The following is a 15,926-nucleotide window of genomic DNA, read 5'->3' on the forward strand; positions in this document are numbered from 1 at the left end:
GGCGGCGCTGCCGGTGGCGCCGCCCATGGACAAGGGGGTCAAGCGATGGTCACGTAGTCCGCCAGCGGCGTCTCGGTGGAAACGTCGCCGCCGAGGACCGTGATCTCGCCGGTGTCATGGCTGAGGACCACGCCGGCGTCTTCGCCCTCGCCGCCGGCTTCGGCGACCTCGAGATCCTCCAGGGCGAAGTCCTCGGGTGTGTCGTCCAACTCGATCGTGTCCGTGCCGAGTTCGAAATCGGTGATGGTGTCGCTGCCGTGGCCCGCGGCCTCGGCATCCTCGCCGTCACCCTCGTCGGTCTCGTCCTCGTTTTCCGTCTCGTCTTCGGTTTCGTCTTCCGTCTCGTCGTCCTCGGCCTCGTCGTCCTCGGTTTCCTCCTCATCATCGCGGAGGTCCGCGATCGGGTCATCCGTGGTCGCGACGTTGCCCTCGCCGAGGTCCGACAGGCTCACGCCCTCCAGCGTGACCGACCCGCCGTCGTAGCTCACCACAACGCCGGCCTCGCCGTCCTCGGCCGTGACACCGTCCGGCAGTTCAAGGCCGTCGTCGTCCTCTTCCTCGGCGTCGTCCTCGGTGTCGCCGTCGTCATCCTCGGTGTCATCGTCCTCGGTGTCACCGTCGTCATCGGACGTGCTGCCGTCGTCGGTGCTCGTGTCATCCGAGGTCGTGTCGTCACCCGAGGTGGTGTCGTCCTCGGACGTGGTATCGTCCGAGGTGCTGTCGTCGTCCGACGTTCCGTCCTCGCTCGAACCGTCGTCGCTGTCGCTCGTGTCCTCGGTGCCGTCGCCGCTCGACTCGCCGTCTTCCTCGTCACCGAGGTTGAAGACGAGCGTGTCGGTGGGGGCGAAGAAATCGGTCACGGTGTCGTCACCGTCACCGCTCGAGAAGCTGAAGTTCGTCGGGCCGTTGCCGCCCGTCAGGGTGTCGTCACCGGCACCGCCGACCAGGATGTCGGGGCCGTTGCCGCCCAGCAGTTCGTCCTCACCGGCAAGGCCGCGCAGGGTATCGGGGCCGTTGCCGCCGTCGAGCGTATCCGCCCCCTCGGTGCCGACCAGGTTGTTGGGTCCGTTGTTGCCGGCCGGGCCCATCGCGCGCGCCGCGACGAAGGCGTTGGCGGTGGTGCCGTCGTCACCGCTCGTGTCGTCGCCGGAGCTGTCGTCCCCGCTGCTGGTCTCACCATTGGCCTCGAGCGAGAAGCTGAAGGTGTCGGCGCCCTCGCCGCCGGTCAGGGTGTCGTCGCCTTCACCACCTTCCAGCTCGTCGTCCCCGGCGCCGCCGTCGATCGTGTCGGCCCCGCCGTCGCCGTCGAGTTCGTCGTTGCCGGCGCCGCCGCTGATGGTGTCGTCACCATCGCCGCCTTCCAGGTCGTCGTCGCCGTCGGTGCCGGTCAGGTCCTGCGGTGCGTCGGCGTCGTCGCCGCTGTCGGCGTCCTCACTGTCATCACCGTCGTCACCCTCGGTATCGCCGTCATCCGCACCGCTGCCGGCATCGCCCGCAAAGCCCAGGGCGTTGCCGCCGATCGTGCTCTCGAAGGTGCTGGCATCGATGATGGTGCTGTCGGCGTCGCTGCCGAGGTTGGTGACGGTCGCGGCGGTTTCCCCGGCGGCGATGGTGACGCTGCCATCGGTAAAGGAGGTGTTCTTCACCGTGGCATCGGCGGCCGTCACCCCGTCCCCGAAGAAGAGCTGGTCGCCGCTGTTGAGATCGTCGATCGTGACGGTCGTGACCTCCTGGTTCAGGATGAAGCGGTCGTCACCGCCATTGCCGGAAAGCGTGGCGCCGTCCTGATTGCCGTCGATGTTCTCGCTGGCCTCGGTGCCTTCCAGCACCGGCTCGGGACCCCCCTCGGACGGCAGCGGCGGCAGGCCGCCCTCCTCCGTGGTGTCGTCCTCGCCCTTGCCGTCGAACTTGGCCGCGCCCTTGGCGTCGAGCTTCACCTGCGTGGGATCGAAATCCGGGCCGACGGCCTGACCGCCCACGGTCACGGTCGGCGGGCCGCCGCCCTCCGCGCTGATGTCGGCCTCGGCAGAGCCGTCCGCGAAGGCGATCTCGACGTTGCCGTTGACGGCGATATCGGCCTCGGTCTCGCCGTCCGAGACGCTCAACTCGTTGCCGCTGCTCTCCACCTTGAAGTCGGCCAGGTCGCCGGCGAACTCGACGCGGTCCTCACCGCCGCCGTCGAAGCTGACCTGCGCGCCGTTCGTGACCTGAACCGTCTCGGCGTCGCCCGTGCCGGTGACGTCGGCGTCGAACGGCAGCTGCACGGTCTGCGCGCCACCGCCCAGGAAGACCTCGTTGCCGCCGTTGTCGCCGCCGGATCCGTCGTCGCCGGAACCGTCGTCCGTCGAGTCATCGCCGCTCGACCCGTCACCGTCCGTGCCGCTGTTGCTGGACAGCGTGACGTTGGCCGGGTCGAAGCCGTCGCCAAGCGGCTCCCCGCCGAGCTGCACCTGCGGTGGGCTCACACTCGTGTCGAAGGCGGCGGTCGCCGTGCCGTCGCTGAACTGGATGTCGACGTCGGCATTGAGTCGGACGACGGCCCGCGTGCCATCCTCGCCGCCGGACTCCAAGACGATGCCGTTGCCTGCCTGCGTCACGGAAAAGTCGGCCAGCGCGCCGGGCAGCGCGACGGTGTCGCCGCTGTTCGCGCTGAAACTCACATCCGCGCCCGCGGGCACGGTGACTGTCTCGGCGCCCGCCGAGCCGCGGACCTCGGCGTCGAAGGGCACCGATACGCCCTGATCGCCGCCGCCGAGAACCACCAGATTGCTGTCCATCGTGGACCTCCTTTGTCCCTGTTTCCGCGCGCCGGACCGCATGTGGTCGGCGCAAGCGGGATGCATCCTGCCGCCGTCAACGTGATCTCAGTGTGTCATCTGCCTGAACGTCCTGTCGAATCGGGGTTTTTCCCCCAAATCCAACGCAAAGATCGCCATCTTTTCGACCGGATTTGAATCAGGCGGCGTCGTCGGCGAAGCGCGCGAAGAGGCTTCCGCCGTCGGCGACCAGCTCCACCGCGAGGCCGTCGGGAACGCCCGCCGTCTGGAGGTCGAGTTCGTCCGCGATCGTGACGGCGTCCTCGGCCTCGATGAGGGCGAAGCGGTCGCCCGGCTGCGGCGCGAAGCCCGGCGCCACGTCGATGGTCACCTCGCCCGAGAGCGCCGCGGCCCCGGCCACGTCGAGCAGGTCGCGCTCGCCCGCCCCGGCGCCGTCGATCTCCAGCGTCGTGGCACCGGCGTGGTCGAGATCGCCGTCGATAGGCGTGACGGCGGGGCCGTCGGCGGGGACGAGCGTGCCGCCGGCGATGCGCAGGTCGCCGCTGACGGCCCCCTCCGGCGCCACCCGCAGCACGCCGGACGCCCCGACGAGGATGTCGGGCCCGGCGTCGTCCACGGCGGTGCCCGCCGCGAGCCGGCCGCCGTCGCCGACGACGAGCGTCCCCTGGCCGCCCTGGCTCGGCAGCGGGGTGCGGGTTTCCGACTCGACGCCGGCACCGACGAGCAACTCCCCGCCCGTCTCGAAGCGTGAGCCCTCGCCCTCCACGATGACGCGGCCGGTGGCCCCGGACGTGCGCGCGATCAGGGCGGCGCTGGCCCCGGCGGCCACCACCTCGCCGCCACCGGCCACGGTCAGCTCGCCGTCGCCCCGCTCGCCCACGGTCAGCAGGGCCCGCGCTTCGCCGCCCGGCGCGGGACCGTCCAGACGCAGACTGCTCTCGGCGCCGCGCACGCGGACCGTGCCCACGGCGCCATCCGCGCGCGCGACCGCGACCAGCGGCGCCGCCCCTTCGGGGGCGCTGAGGCCGACGCTGCCCCCGTCGCGCACGGTCAGGCTGCCCATGCCGGTGCCGCCCACCAGGGCGCTGGCGCCGGCTCCCGCCAGGGTGCCCGCGCCCGGCCCCGCGACCCCGGCGAGCTCGAGCGTGCTGCCCGCGCCCTCGACCGTGACCTGACCCGTGCCGTCCTGGTTGGCCACGAAGAGGAAACGGCCGTCCACGCGCGCGCCCTCGCGCACCGTCAGGCTGCCCTGCCCGGCGCCGCCGGCCACGAGGGTGGGCGCCACCGCGCCGTCGACGCTCAGCCGCGCATCCGCCCCGGCGACCGTCAGCGCGCCGTCCGCGACCGGGCCGGAGCCGATGGCGAGGCGGGCGTTCGCCGTGCTGGCCGGGTCGGCTGGACCGCCGACGGTCACCGCCCCACCCGTGCGGATCGTCAACGCGCTCTGCTCGACCGGCACGTCCGCGGCCGGCGCGGTGCTGGCGGCAGGGTTGCCCGCGCTGACCGTCAGACCGGCGCCGGGCCCGGTGACCGCCAGCTCGCCGCCGTCCGCGATCCGGGCGACACCGCGGCCCAAACCCGCACCGACGATCGCCCCCGGGCCCATGTTTTCGGGTGCGCTGTCACGCGTGAAGCGAACCGCGCTGTCCGCGCCCTCAACGATCAGCCTGCCCAGGCTGTCCGGGTCCTGCCCGAGCACGAGACTCGGCCCGTCGCCGGCCGCAGCGTCGAAAGCCACCGTGCCGCCATCGCGCACCGTGAGCGTCCCGCGGCTGCCGGACGCACCCCCGACCGCCGCGAACCCCGAGCCGCCGTCGGCCGAGCCGACCGTGAACAGGACCTCCGGGCCCGCGAGCGTGACCTCCCCGGTTCCGGCGCGGCCCACCAACAGATCGCGGGCCGCCGCGGCGGCGCCGTCCCGGAGCGTCAGCGTGCCCGATCCCGCGTCGCCGACGATGATGCTGCTCTCGGCGCCACGCGCACTCAGGCGGGTGCCGTCGCCGCGCAGATCGACGCGCCCATCGGCGCCGTCCCGCGCGCCGACGACGAGGTTGCGGCCGCTGTCGGCCGCCAGCACCAGCTCCGCCCCGTTGGCGGCCGTGACGCGCCCGCGGCCGTCCAGCCCCACGGTGAGCGTGGTGCCATTCGCCGGCACCGCCGTCGTCGGGCCTTCGCCGGCGACGAAAACCTGGCCGTTCGCGCCGACGCCGCGCGCGCCCGCCTCGACCCCGCCGGCCAGGCTGGAGATGGCGGGCGAATCCGGCGCCGTGGCGTCGGGCGCGCCGTCGGGGCCCACCGGGCGACCCGCGAGCACCGGGGTCGCGACGCCGTCGATGACGCGGACCGCCGCCGTGGCCGTCCCGTCGGCAAAGGCGATCTCGCTGGTGGCGTTGAGCGCGACGCGCACGCGCGTCTCGCCGTTCGTCAGGGTCAACTGGTTGCCCGATGCGCTGGCCGTGTAGGCATCGAAGGGGGCCGGAAGCGCCACGCGGTCGCCGCCGCCCGCGACCACCTCGACCGACGCGCCGGCTGGCACGCGCACGGTTTCGGCCGCCGCCGTGCCGGTCACGCGCGCGTCGAAGGGAACGGTCACGGTGCCCGGGCCGGCGCGGAGGAAGACGCCGTTGCCGCCGGCGGCCGGCGGGGCGTCCGCGGCGGGCTCGGTCAGCGCAACCCGGCCCGGATTGAAGGCCGAATCGACGGGAACGTCCCCCAAGGTGACCACGGGGCGCGCACCGCTGGTATCGAGCCGGGCCGTCGCGGCGCCGCCGTCGAAGCCTACGCTGACCGGGGCGTTGAGCGAAATCGCGGCGTGCGTCCCGTCGTCGCGGACGAGGTCGAGTTGGTTGCCGCTGGCGCTGACGTCGTAAGCGTCCAGCGCACCGGGCAGGCGGACGGCATCGCCCTCGCCCGCCTGTAGGCGCACATCCCCGCCGCTGGGCACGCGGACCGTTTCCGCCGCCGCCGTGCCCGCAACCCGGGCGCGGAAGGGAATCTCGACCGTCTGCGTCTCGCCCGACAGGACCACGAGGTCGCGTGGCTGCATGCCGTTTTCGGCTCCGTCCGGCGCGCCGTGGCGCCGTGGTCGGCACCCAACGCGCGATCAAAATGATTTTGCTGCGATCTGTGCGCGCGAGTGTGCACAGCGGTATGGCCCGGCACAACCGGAACGGGGATGATTTAGCCGCATTCCGCGCGGACGTGATGCATCGGCGTGCATGCGCGCCGTCAGCGGCGCAGCGCGTCCGGGAAAAGCTGGCGGATGCGCGCGGCCGACACGGCCAGGGCCGTGCGCGGATCCCGCGCCACGATAACGCCGAGGATCGTCGGCGGGTGGACGTCCCGCAACAGCGGCGACCCGGACGCCCCGCCGACGGCGAAGCAGGTGGTGCGCCAGACGGGCTTGCCCGCTGTTTCGGGCGTGACCGTGCAGGCGTGCTGCACGGTCTGCCCGCGCGGCCGATGCGCCGGGTAGCCGACGGCCGTGAAGCCGGCCTCGTCCGGTCCGTCATCCGCCAACCGGAGGGGTTTCACGGAAATTTGATCCGTAAGCTCCAGAAGCGCGACGTCGTTTTGAAGCGCGTCCAGGCTGTCGGGCCCGTCGGGACGGCGGTAGCCCGCCGGCAAGCGGATGCGCGCGACCCCCGCGCGCCCGGCGGCGGCGCCCATGCGCCAGCCCGCCGCAAAGCTGACCGTCCCCGTAGAAACGGCGTTTGCCCCGGTTTTCACGACGCAGTGCGCCGCCGTCAGAACGCGGCGTTCGGCGATCAGGACGCCGGTGCAGACCGGCTCGCCGGCGACGACGATCCGGCCGACCGCGGCCCGCGGGCCCCGATGGGCCACGCCCTCGGCTGGCGCCGGGCGTGCCGCAACGAGGATCGTGCTAAGGACTGCGCCCGCGCCCACAAGCCCGCAAAATCCCTGGAATCGCCGCGGAATTCGCAACCCGAAGCGCAAGCCTGCGGATCGCCTCTTCAATTCTGGCGCGTTTAACGGCATCGTGGGAGCCCTACGGTCACGGGTTGGGGGAACCGGGCCGTTCCCTGTGGCACGGCCGCAGGGCTCGCCATTCGAAACCAAACCAGAGAGAGGATCAAAATGGCAGATCGGCTCGTACTCGACGAGAGTGGGGGTGTACGGACGATTGCCGGCGGCAACAGCGTCAACGTCGTCGGCACCGCTGCCAGCGAAGGCATCATCGCCAATCAGGGGGCGAACGTCACCAACTTCAACGCCAGCGCCGGCGGGGCGAGCGACGTCGTCCATCTGGCCGGCAGCATCGCTGACTTCGACATCACCGCCCAGGGCAACACGATCGAATTCGACGACCAGGACGTGAACGGCGAGGAGGTCACGGTCGCCCTCAACGGCGACACCGAGATCCGCTTCGCCGACGGCAGCACCACGGCCGGCGTCGATACCAGCGGCGATGCGCTGCAGGTTCAGCTCGGCGGCCTCGATGTCCCGACGGCCGGCTTTGACGAAAGCGCGGTGACGCTCGACGCCGCGGCGACCTCCGAAGCTCGGGAAACCGGCCAGACCATCCAGCTCACCCAGGGTGACGACGAAGTCGACCCCGGGACCTTCATCCCCGAGGACAAGACCACCGATCAGGCCGACACCATTCTGGGCACCAGCGACGGTGATCTGGGCGACGGCGACGTCATCGACGGCGGCGCCGGCAGCGACACCCTGCGGGTCACGGAGACGCTGGACGGCGACGAAACCATCGCGCCGACGGTCAACGACGTCGAGGACATCAGCTTCGGCGTGAACGGGGACGGCACCGGCGGCTCCACCACCACGCTCAACTTCGACGACATCACCGGCACCGAAGAGGTCTACGTCCGCAACCCCACGGGCGAGTCCGGGGATCAGGTGACGCTCACCGGCGCCAACTACCGCACGGGCACGCTCACCACGGTGCGCGGCGGCGACGGCGAGGTGGACGTCCGCACGGACTTCACCAATTCCCAGGCGAGCGGCAACAACGCCACGATCGACCTCTCCGGCTCGAACGTGAACACCCTGCGCGCCGACGGGGTGGAAACCGTGAACCTGCGCGGTGAGCGGGCGCCGAGCGAGGTGGCGAGCCTGGACCTGAACCAGACCACGCGCCTCAACGTCACGGGTGACAACGCCATCACCGTGGCCGGCGCGCTCGCGGCCAACGCGAGCAACCTCGACACCGTGGACGCCGCGGGCGCCACCGGCGGGCTGGACGTGACCACCGGCGACATGGCTGCCGGCGCCGACATCACCGGTAGCGGTGGCGAGGATCGCATCGATTTCCGCGACGCCACCAACACGATCAACGTGCTGGGCTACGCTGGCGACGATGTGCTGCTGGCCGGCGACCAGGTCTCCGCCGACGACACGATCAACGGCGGCGCGGGCAACGACGTTCTGGCGCTTACGGCCGGTGATGTGGACGACCTCTCCGAGGACCCGGCCCGCCTGGACGCCATCAGCAACATCGAAACCGTCGGCGTGCTGACCAATCTCGGCAGCGACGAGAGCGGCGACTTCGACGTCTCCAACTTCGGCGCCAACGGCCTGATCCTGCAGGCGGCCCTGAGCGGCGCGGCGCGCACCGTCTCCGGCTTCGAGGACGGCGCCACGCTGCGGATCGAGGATTTCGCCGATTTCCAGGAGACGCTGACCCTCCAGGGCCCCGGCACCGACGGCGAAGGCCTCGAGGTGCTGGAGGTCTACGCCGAGGGCGACGTCACCGACGGCGGCACGCAGAACCTGGATCTCGCCACCCCTGGGTTCAGCGAGGTCAAGCTGTTCGCCGAGGACAGCGACGAGAGCGACGCCGCCGGCAATGACGACGGCTACGAGCTGAACCTCTCCAACGCCGACGGGCTCCAGGAGCTGCTGCTGGAGGGCAACCGCGCCGTTTCCTTCACCGCCGACGGCTCGACCCCGAACCTTGAGGCGATCGAGGCCAGCGGCATCCAGCCCGGCGTGGTGGAGATGACGGGCGACGTCTCCATCGACCTGAGCAACTTCTCCGGCGATTCCGGGGTCGAGGTCGTCAGCGGGGCCGGCGAGGACGAGCTCATCGGCTCGCCCAACGACGACATCCTCGACGCGGGCTCGAACAACGGCACGCTGGAAGGCGGCGCCGGTGACGACGAGCTGTTCGCCCTCAACCGCCGCGACATCGTCGGCGAGGACCAGAACGAAAACACGGCGCGTGGCGGTGCCGGCAACGACACCATCGACGTCGGCGACGGCGACGACATCATCGACGGTGGCGAAGGCCGCGACACCATGACCGGCGGCGCCGACACCGATACCTTCGTCTACGACTCCGTCACCGATTCCACGGACGTGAACGGCAACGGTCCGGGTGACGACGTCGACGTCCTGCGCAGCCTGAACGTCAACGACTCCGGGGCCGAGCCGGCACCCAACCCGGACAAGATCGACATCTCCGGGATCGACGGCGTCGATGGCCAGGATGTGGAGATCGTGCCGGAAGGCGCCACCCGCGGCACCGAGACCCAGCCCGACGGGGTCAATCTTCCGCAGGGCACGGTCAACACGGACAGCTTCCTGTCCGACCTGGACAGCATTGCCAACTTTGACAACCAGACCGGGGTGATCGAGGTCCAGCTCCTCGAAGCCGACGGTGGAGACCTGAACGGTGACGACTGGCTGGCGATCAACCTCGACGACAACGAGACGATCGATTCCAACGATCTGATCCTCGAGGTTTCCGGCTTCTCCGGTGTCATCGGCAGCTTCACGCCCAGCGACTTCATCACGGGCTAACGCCCGCGGCGCGTCGGCGGCGGCTGCGTGCCGTCGCCGGCAGCCGGCAACACCGGGTTGCCTCTGATCCCGCATCATTTGGGGGCCGGCTCACCGAGAGCCGGCCCCTTTTTTTGGTCCGCACGGTTTATCGTGGGCTCGGCACAGAGAGGGGAAAAAAGGACCGGGCGAGATCACGCCACGGCGAGTGGGTCGCTCACGCTGGCGGGCAGCGCGCTGTCGCTCACCGGGACCCCGGCGTCCGCCAGGATGGCGAGATCCACCTGGGAAATCTCACGAGTTTCGTTGGGATCGATTTGGCCAACCATCAGGTCGTCGTCGCCGCCGATGTGGTAGGGATCGCTCGGCCCGAAGATCACGGGACCGTTGTTGACCGCCCAAACGGCCGGACCGTCGAATTCAAAGCCGCCCGTAAAACGGTTGGTGCTGATGTGCTGGTCGAAGGTGGAGGCCACGCCGTCCGCCCGATCGGGCCCGACGTTGATGGAGCCGTCGAAACCCAGCGCGTGCCCCAGTTCGTGGATCAGCACCGTGAGGCCGTCGAACTGCCCGTCCGGAACCGTCCCGTCCGCCTGGCGCTCGAAGGCGATGCGGTCGAAGCTGGACTCCTGCAGGCCCATGACGATGTCGGGCGCATCACCGTTCGGATCCGCGCCGGTGCGCAACTCCGAGACGACGCCGGGCAGACGGGCTTCTCGCCCGTTGAAGAGATCGCCGGTCGGAACGCTCGGCACATCGGGCGAGACGATCGATTGCGTAGCCGCGAGGGCATTGCCGACCTGATCGGGCCCAGTTTCACGCAGTTCGATCTCGACGTCGGCGCCCTCGGCGGCGTCCAGGTGCGCTTGCCACGCCGACCAGGCCTCCTGCAAGGCGTCCGTCAGCCCTTCGCGATGGCCGTCGAAGAAACCGGACGTTTCGGCATCGAAGCTGAGCTCGAGCGGCGCGGTCGCATCCGGTGTGGCCGCCAGATCCGAGTCGGCCTGCCCGAAACCGAGCGCACGCTCGCCGAAAACGTCGCGAAAGCTTGCAAGGTCCGAAACCGCGTCGTCCCGGGCCGGGTCGATGTTGCTCAGCGTGACCTGCGTGTTTTCGCCTGCGAACACCTGAACGTCGCCGTCCGCCCGATCGCCGTTGCCGATCGAGATGTCGGCCGCCGTCCGGCCGCCCGTCAAGAAAAGTTGATCGTCAACGGCGAAATCGGTGATCGTGACGCCGGTGGGATCGTTGTCGAAGACGAAACGATCGGAACCGCCATTCCCGGCGATGGTGCCGCCGTCCTGGTTGCCTTCGATGAGATCGGCCGCCGGGGTGCCGGTGTGCACGAGTCCCCGGCCGGTCGCAGCCGGCACGGGCGGCAGCCCACCATCCTGCGTGCCTGGCGCGTTGTCCGCAGCACCGTCCGCATCCAGCGACACGGACCCGGCATCGAACCCCGAATCCACAGTCCGTCCACCGAGGGTGACGGCTGCGGCCCCGTCCGTCACCGCGATCGAAGCCGAGGCGCTTCCGTCCGCGAACGCCAGCGTCGCCTCCCCGTTCAGGCCGATCGCCGCCCGCGTGCCGCCGTTTTCCAGAACCAGCTGGTTGCCGCGGCTGGCAACGTCGTAGCTGTCGAGCTCGCCCGCCAACGCGACGCGGTCGCCGTCCCCGGCGGAAAAATTCACGGCGGCACCGCTGGCGATTTGCACGGTTTCCGCGGCGGCGGTCCCCGTGACGTCCGCATTGAAGGGAACCCGGAGCGTTTGGTCCGCCCCGTTCAGGAAGATGTCGTTGGGCCGTCTGGACGCGCCCGATCCCCCACCCGGCGACGGCGTCGCCAACGCGACGTTCGCGGCGTCGACGCCATTCGCGACGGACTCGCCACCCAGCATAACGGCGGGCCGTCCATCCGTAACGTCGAGGCGAGCTGTCGCGGTGCCGTCGTCGAAGCGCAGCGCGGCCGGCGCGTTGAGCCCGATGCGGGCGACCGTGCCGTCCGGCCCTTCAGCCACCAGCGTGTTGCCGGCGGCAGAGAAGGTGTAGTCGGCGAGCGCGCCCGGCAGGGCGACCGCGTCGTCGGTGTTGGCCGCGAACCGCACGTCGGCGCCGCGCGCCACGGCGACGGTTTCCGGCGCGCCCGTCCCGGCCACGTCCGCCGCGAAGGGAACCACGAGAGTCTGCGCCTCGCCGCTCAGCACGATGTCGTTGCGCGGGGCCGGGGATGCCTGGCCGTCCGTCATGGGTGCCTCATTCGACCGATCACACGGATCAGCTTAGCACACCAGCGGGGTTGAGCAACACTCTATGCAACTTTGCATCCACACGGGCGCACGAGAAGATCACCCGTCGCGCGCGACCGGGCCGGTCTTGTTACCCGCTGGGCGGACAAGCGCCGCGCACACGCGGCCCCGGCGAAGGCACACTCCAAGGGCACGCGCTGGCGAGCCTCCCCGCGCGGCGGAGCGTAAAAATAGGGGGTTGGAGCGATTCGGCCCCGAGCGAGCGGCGTCGGCCCCGCGAGGTGCGGGATCAGGCGGTTTCGCCGCCCGTCTCGCCCTGCTGATCCTGCACGCGCTGCTGCAGCTGCTCGCCGGAGCGGCGCAGCGCCTCGACCACGGCGCCGTACTGCGTGGCCGGAATCACGATCTCGCCGGTCGTGGTCTCCTGGCCGTCGGCGCTCGTCGCGATGGTTTCCACCCGGACGAGGCCGTTGGAGAGGGACACGTTGCGGATGTTCTCGGTCAGGAGGATCATGGTCGTTCGTCCTTCCAAAAACGAAATGCGGGCATCGCGCCGGCGCACCGCGCACCGATGCAAGCGGGGGGCTGATACCCGCCAGCGCGGCCTTTGACAAGCGGGGCGGGTGGATGGCCGCTGGGCCGTTAGCGATTGGGCGTGGAATCGGATCGGGCGCCGTCATCCGCGGCCGGGGGCTGCTCCCCTTCGTTGAAGAGCTGATCGATTTCCCCCTGCGACGACACCCGGCCCGCGAAGCGTGCGCCGCCGGTCTGATACGCCTCCGCGTCGATGCCGAACTTCGTCAGCGTGGAGCTGAGCCGGTCCTCGATCTCTTCCAGGTTCGCCATGGCCGCGCGGATGCGCTGGCTGGTCAGGTCTTGGAACGAGCAGGCCATGAGGATTTCCTGGACGTCGTCGCGCATCGCGGACAGGGCCTGCTGGCGTTGCTCCGGGTCGGCCCAGATGCGCTCGTCGTCCAGGCGCGCGGCGATGCGGTCCACGGCGTCCAGGATGCGGTTGGCGGCGTCCTCGGTGATCTTCACCACGGCGTCCAGCTCCACGCCGGCCTGCCCCTGGCCGTCGGGCTGGCGCGAGATGGCCTCGATCAGCTCGATGACCTCGCCGAAGCGCGCCTTCACGGTGTCCTCGGCCATGCCGATGAGCTGGGACGCCGCGTTGACCTCCGCCGACAGCTCGTCGAAGCGCCGCGTCATGAAGCGCTCCATGGAGTCGAGGCGCTGGCGGAGATCCGCCGGGTCGGCCGGATTGTCGCGCTCGTCCATGATGGCCGCCTCCGTCCGGCGGGTAGTGGGCCGTCGCATCCGTTGTAGCCCGCCGCAGCTTTCCCAAACGTTTAGATCGTGTTCACTTCAAAGCCGTAAGCTGCGCCAGCGTGGCGGTTCGCGGCCTTCGGGCCTTGGCAAGCGCGTCCGCATCGCAATAATCGTTCACGAGACATGCGCCCCCACCCGGCAGACACCACGGTCATGGCTTGGCACGCTCGTCACGAGCACGGAGAGCGCCGCGAGGTGGTCGGCTTCACCTACCGCGAGGCGCTGGTGCGCGACTGCGCGCCCCTTCCGGGCGAACCGCCGGGGCACGTCCCGCTGCCGACCTGGCAGGGACGCCTGCAGGGACCAACCGTGAGCGACGTCGTGGTCGCCGAGGGCGACGGCACCTACCGCCTGTGCGGCTGGGCGGACCTCCAGGCCTCGAACGGCGAGATCGTGACCGCACACCCGGACGAGGAGCCGACGGGCCCGTTCCGGCCGGGCTGCGTGGCCTCGGGCCGCCCGGTCGCCCGCCACGGCGATTTCGAGATCGTGGAGCGGCACGGCAGCGTCGGCGTCCACCCGCTGACGGTCCGTTTGGCCAGTGCCCTCTTCGACAGCGAGCGCGAGGCGCTCGCCCACATCGCGGACCTTGCCGCCTACGCCTGGGAATACGAGCTGGAACGCCGCCTGCGGCTCTACACGGCCGTGCGCGACGGCGTGCCCGTGGAGCCGGCGCTGGCGGCCGGGGACTCCATCAGCCAGCAGGTGGAAAACCAGGTGCTGCGCGAAGCCTGCACCTTCCTGGGCGTGAACCCCGACGGCCCGGCGGATCGCCCACGCGACCGCGCCGCCCGGCCGGACGCGGCGAGCGGCGCGATCGTCCGCATGGCACTGCGCGACGACGGCACGGTGCACGGAGAGCTGCTGGTCGGCATCGCCGGCTACGGCGCGGGCACGGCCCTCCACGCGCTGACCACCGGCCAGCTCGTGGACCTGCTCCGGGCCGTGCGCGCGGACGGGCTGCAGGACGACGTGGACTTGCTGGAAGCCTTCCTGGACGCCGCTGATCCGGCGTGGCGCGAGCGCACCCACACCGCCGACCGGCGCACCACCGGCAAGCCCGACGCCCTGCCCGACCCCTTCGAGGTCTTGGGGCTCGACCCGGGCACGGCCACGATCGAGGACGTGAAGCGGGCCTACCGGCACGCCATGAAGGCGGCCCACCCCGACACCAGCGGCCTGCCGCCGTGGTTCGCGCAGACGATCAACCACGCCTACGCCGCCGCGGCCTCGGCGCTGGACAAGGACATGCGGTGATCGCGCGGTCCCGTGGGCAACGACAACAATATCCGTCAAATCCATTCTGCTTCAGGTCCGGCAAAATTGCCGTCAAAAACCCGTATTTGACCCGGACGCGGATTCGCCACAGCCTTTTACCCAGTCAGGATCGACACGACGGCACTCACTCCCGGCGCAGTCGTCCATACGGCGATTCGGCCGTGCGTGCGCTGGGGCGAACGGTGGCGCGGGAGGAAGGCATGGCCAGGCTGACCCGGTGGTTCCCCACGCTGCGCCGGCTGACGCGGAGCGAGCGCGGCGCCGTGCTGCCCTTGGTGGCCGTGTCGCTGCCGGTGCTTCTGGGCGCCGGCGCGGTGGGTGTGGACATCGCCCACATCAGCGTCGTTCGCGCCCGGCTGCAGGCGGCGGCGGACGCGGCGGCGCGCGCCTCGGTCTCGCGCATCGCCAACCCGCAGAAGGTGGAGGCGGTGGCGCTGGACTACGCGCGCGCCAACATGGACCCGGCCGACCACGGCCAGATCCTGCAGGCCGACGACATCGTGATCGGCCAGTGGGCCAGTGAGGACGGCAACTCGCCGAGCTTCAGCAACGCCGCCGTCCGCAACGCCAACGCGGTCCGGGTGACGACGCGGCGCTCGCGCGCCAACGGCAATCCGCTGGACCTGGCGCTCGCGCCCATCCTGGGCGTCGCGCGCAGCGACATCACGGCCACGGCCGTTGCCGCGCAGCTGTCGGACGGCTCGGCGTGCGTGCTCTCGCTTGCGGACAGCGGCGCCGGCATCCGCATGACGGGCTCGATCGACATCAACGCGCCGTCGTGCGGCTTCGCGGCGAACTCGACTTCCGCCAACGCCCTGGACGTCGACGGCGCCGCGGCGGACGCGAGCCTGCAATCCCTCTATCTCGCCGGCGGCAAGGACGACCGGCACGGCGTCGTGGAGAGCGAGCAGCAGCCCATCGTCAACGCCGGGGCGCCGCTGCCCGACCCCTACGCGCGCCGCGACTTCAGCGACCTTCCCGAAGACGTGAGCCCGACGGCCAGCGCGGATGTCGGCGGCGGGCCGCCGGGCGATACCACGCTGCAGCCGGGCGTCTATCCGGACGGGCTGTCCATCTCCGGGGCTGGCGAGGTCGAGCTGGAACCGGGGGTCTACGTCCTCGAAGGCAACCTTTCGGTCAGCGGCGCCGCCAGCGTAACCGGGGATGGGGTCACGATCGTCTCGCGCGACCCGGACATCAACATCTCCGGCTCGCCCGACATCGAGCTGACCGCGCCCGACAGCGGCCCGACCCGCGGCATCGCCATGATGCGCCGCGGCGACGAGGGCGGTGGCAGCCAGATCGCCGGGACGGCCAACATGACCGTGGATGGCGCCTTCTACTTCCCCGACACCACGCTCAGTTTCCGCGGCACCCCCGACAGCCGCGACTGCCTCCAGGTGGTCGCGGAGCGCGTGAGCTTCCTGGGCAACGCCGGCGCCGACTTCCCGCAGGAGTGTCAGGACATCGGCACGGCCTCGGTCGGCTTCGGCGGCTCGCGGCTCGTCCGTTAACCCGGATCACACACCTGTTT

General features: G+C 70.9%; 9 protein-coding genes. 3 read left to right on the top strand and 6 right to left on the bottom strand.

The features are described 5' to 3' along the window. Nucleotides 1–38: 38 nt before the first annotated feature. The 3 genes from BLQ43_RS09135 to BLQ43_RS14625 form a co-directional block, all read right to left on the bottom strand. A complete protein-coding gene (locus BLQ43_RS09135; RefSeq protein WP_090020031.1) occupies nt 39–2,777 on the bottom strand; it encodes a calcium-binding protein in 2,739 nt (912 codons plus the stop codon). Between the two features lie 178 nt (nt 2,778–2,955). Further along, entirely contained in the window at nt 2,956–5,823 is a 2,868-nt protein-coding gene (locus BLQ43_RS09140; RefSeq protein ID WP_090020033.1) for a beta strand repeat-containing protein, read from the bottom strand. 182 nt (nt 5,824–6,005) lie between these two features. After that, on the bottom strand, nt 6,006–6,620 hold the full coding sequence (locus BLQ43_RS14625; RefSeq protein WP_176758607.1) for a trypsin-like serine peptidase: 615 nt from the start codon (nt 6,618–6,620) through the stop codon (nt 6,006–6,008). 255 nt (nt 6,621–6,875) lie between these two features. On the opposite strand from BLQ43_RS14625, the gene BLQ43_RS14630 reads away from it, so the two are divergent. After that, on the top strand, nt 6,876–9,560 hold the full coding sequence (locus BLQ43_RS14630) for a beta strand repeat-containing protein (RefSeq protein WP_176758608.1): 2,685 nt from the start codon (nt 6,876–6,878) through the stop codon (nt 9,558–9,560). A 173-nt stretch (nt 9,561–9,733) separates the two neighbouring features. On the opposite strand, the gene BLQ43_RS09155 is transcribed toward BLQ43_RS14630, so the two are convergent. The 3 genes from BLQ43_RS09155 to BLQ43_RS09165 all read right to left on the bottom strand — a co-directional run bounded on the left by BLQ43_RS09155 (nt 9,734) and on the right by BLQ43_RS09165 (nt 13,063). Further along, the gene (locus BLQ43_RS09155) at nt 9,734–11,782 is read right to left on the bottom strand and encodes a hypothetical protein (protein ID WP_090020039.1); all 2,049 of its coding nucleotides are present in this window, start codon (nt 11,780–11,782) and stop codon (nt 9,734–9,736) included. Between the two features lie 289 nt (nt 11,783–12,071). Then, complete coding sequence (locus BLQ43_RS09160) at nt 12,072–12,296, bottom strand: hypothetical protein (RefSeq protein WP_090020041.1); 225 nt, start codon at nt 12,294–12,296, stop codon at nt 12,072–12,074. Nucleotides 12,297–12,424: 128 nt separating this feature from the next. Further along, nucleotides 12,425–13,063 (bottom strand): hypothetical protein, encoded by a 639-nt coding sequence (locus tag BLQ43_RS09165; RefSeq protein ID WP_090020042.1) that lies wholly within the window; start codon nt 13,061–13,063, stop codon nt 12,425–12,427. A gap of 204 nt (nt 13,064–13,267) precedes the next feature. On the opposite strand from BLQ43_RS09165, the gene BLQ43_RS09170 reads away from it, so the two are divergent. Both BLQ43_RS09170 and BLQ43_RS09175 read left to right on the top strand, forming a co-directional pair. Beyond that, nucleotides 13,268–14,371 carry a hypothetical protein gene (locus BLQ43_RS09170; protein ID WP_143006226.1) on the top strand — a complete coding sequence of 368 codons (1,104 nt, stop codon included), beginning with the start codon at nt 13,268–13,270 and terminating at the stop codon, nt 14,369–14,371. Nucleotides 14,372–14,592: 221 nt separating this feature from the next. Then, nucleotides 14,593–15,906, top strand: a complete 1,314-nt coding sequence (locus BLQ43_RS09175; protein WP_143006227.1) for a pilus assembly protein TadG-related protein — start codon at nt 14,593–14,595, stop codon at nt 15,904–15,906. The last annotated feature ends 20 nt before the right edge of the window (nt 15,907–15,926 follow it).

It is taken from the genome of Limimonas halophila (genome assembly GCF_900100655.1).
In the GTDB taxonomy this organism is placed as follows: Bacteria; Pseudomonadota; Alphaproteobacteria; order Kiloniellales; family Rhodovibrionaceae; genus Limimonas; species Limimonas halophila.